Origin of the sequence: Chamaesiphon sp. OTE_8_metabat_110 (genome assembly GCF_031382685.1) — a bacterium.
Lineage (GTDB): Bacteria > Cyanobacteriota > Cyanobacteriia > Cyanobacteriales > Chamaesiphonaceae > Chamaesiphon.
The window spans coordinates 1-2,285 of the sequence record NZ_JANMZA010000091.1; the positions used below are offsets into that span (position 1 = coordinate 1).

Annotated in this window: 2 protein-coding genes; one reads left to right on the forward strand and one right to left on the reverse strand. The window is 46.6% G+C overall.

Translation table 11 applies throughout. The annotated features are described in order from the left end of the window. A partial coding sequence (locus RMO52_RS03345) for an adenosylhomocysteinase (protein WP_310410813.1) occupies nucleotides 1-745 on the reverse strand: 745 nt, incomplete at its 3' end. Between the two features lie 433 nt (nucleotides 746-1,178). Here RMO52_RS03345 and RMO52_RS03350 point away from each other — a divergent pair. Continuing rightward, nucleotides 1,179-1,961: a TIGR00297 family protein gene (locus tag RMO52_RS03350; protein WP_310410816.1), complete on the forward strand. Its 783-nt coding sequence runs from the start codon at nucleotides 1,179-1,181 to the stop codon at nucleotides 1,959-1,961. Nucleotides 1,962-2,285: the final 324 nt, after the last annotated feature.

Below are 2,285 nucleotides of genomic sequence, written 5' to 3' on the forward strand. Positions count from 1 at the left end.
TTGCCTTGGTTGGGTCAATCTCAGTGACGATGACGTTTGCACCCATTCCACGGGCACGCATGGCGGTACCTTTGCCACACCAGCCATAACCAGCGACGACGATGGTTTTACCAGCGAGGAGGATGTTGGTAGCGCGGAGGATACCATCGAGGGTGGATTGTCCGGTGCCATAACGGTTGTCAAAGAAGTGCTTGGTATCGGCATCATTGACGTTAACTGCTGGGAAGGTGAGGACTCCAGCTTTGAACATCGCTTCGAGACGAACGATACCTGTGGTGGTTTCTTCGGTAGTACCGATCAAATCGCCCAGTTGGTGTTGGCGTTCTTGAACCATAGTTGCGACTACATCACAACCATCATCGACGATGATGTTGGGGCGGTGATCTAGAGCAGTTTGAACGTGGCGTTTGTAAGTAGCTTCGTCTTCACCACGGAAGGCAAAGACGGGAATTCCATAATCGACAACTAAACTAGCTGCAACATCATCCTGGGTAGAGAGTGGGTTGCTAGCAATCAAGATCGCATCAGCACCAGCCGCCTTGATCGCGATCGCGAGGTGAGCGGTTTCAGTGGTAATGTGGCAACAAGCAACGATCCGAATTCCAGCTAAAGGCTTCTCTGCTGCAAATCTGTCGCGGATCTGACGCAGCACAGGCATTTCTCGCCCTGCCCACTCAATCCGTTGCTTGCCTTGGGGCGCGAGCGATAAATCTTTTACTTCGTGTTTTAGTGCAGTTGCAATCATAGATGCAGTTTGTAAATATATTTAAACTTCGATCTTTTCTTAGGTTACAGGAAAATATCGAGTTTATCACTCCGCATAATTAACTAGAGTCGTACCTTATCCAAATATCTCCAGTGGCTACTCAGTCTGAAATCATTACTGGCTCTAGCATCTATTCCTAAATCTCGATCGCCGATCGCCCAAAAATTTCCTTGTCAAAATGTGCCCAACTTTACTTGTCAAACTCCAGAGATCGCCAGATCCAGCGATCGACACCAAGAACGCCCGATCGCTACTGTAAAATCTGCAAGGATACTCTCGTGAAATTTTAGATTTCGTGGCTCACTCTAGAACTGCTGATACTCGGTATAGTGTGGGTGAGTTAATAATCAATTATTGCTACGCCGATTAGCCTTTTAAACAATCTTATTATCGAAAATTAAACTATTAAGTCATGTTAGATATATTGTTAAACTGGCTCGATCCGAATGTCAGTAATCCGTGGTTAGTGGCGATCGCGCTCAACTCAATTTTATTAGTTGTTGCGGTTATTATTCCCAAGAAACTATTAACCCCAGCCGGATTAATTAATGCCTGGGGATTGGGGGTAGTTGTCTGGGGGACGTTGGGATGGCGCGGTTATGGAGTAGTGATGTTTTATTTCTTGGCAGGTTCGGCGGTAACTCGGATCGGCATGGCGCAAAAAGAAGCTGAAGGCATCGCCGAAAAACGCGGTGGTGCCAGAGGGCCAGAAAATGTGTGGGGTTCGGCTTTTGCTGCTACGATCTGTGCGATCGGGGTAGCGGCGATTAAGCTAGGTTGGCTCGATCCTGACTGGGAATCTTTATTATTATTAGGCTATGTGGCGAGTTTTAGTACTAAATTAGCAGATACGACGGCTAGTGAAGTCGGTAAGGCCTATGGCAAAAGTACTTTTTTGATTACGACATTACAACCTGTAGCTAGAGGAACTGAAGGAGCAATTAGTTTAGAAGGTACGCTGGCGGGGATTGTTGGCGGCGTGCTGATTTCGCTAGTTGCCTATAGTGTGGGACTGATTACTCTAACAGGCGTAGTTATTTGTACGATCGCGGCGTTTGTGGCTACCAATCTGGAAAGCGTTATCGGCGCTACTTTACAATCCAAACTGGACTGGCTCACTAATGAACTTGTCAATGTTATCAATACAATTATCGGGGCGGTAGTCGCGATCGCGATCGCGACTTGGTGGCACTAATCTTGGCAAGATCGATCTGTACAGGACATCGATCTTGAAGTAATCAACAAGATACAGTTATTGAAGTAGTAGGTGCAAGCATGAATCGGATAGATATTGTCTGAAACCTATCTGGTGGGCAGTGCCCACCCTACATGATATTTTATATTCAATTACTCGATCTCTAATTCTCAACTAATCGCTTATTTACCTCGATCGTCATGCCTAATAAAATGCCCAACCCCAAGTCTAAGCCACGGACTGCGACCAAAAAACAAAAGCAAAATAGGCGGATTGTTGCTGGCGCAGGAGCGGCGATATTAGTCGTGGGATTGCTGGCTGGCG

Excerpts from the sequence above, each read along its gene's own strand:
- RMO52_RS03350 (WP_310410816.1), top strand. The coding sequence starts at position 1,179 with ATGTTAGATATATTGTTAAACTGGCTCGATCCGAATGTCAGTAATCCG.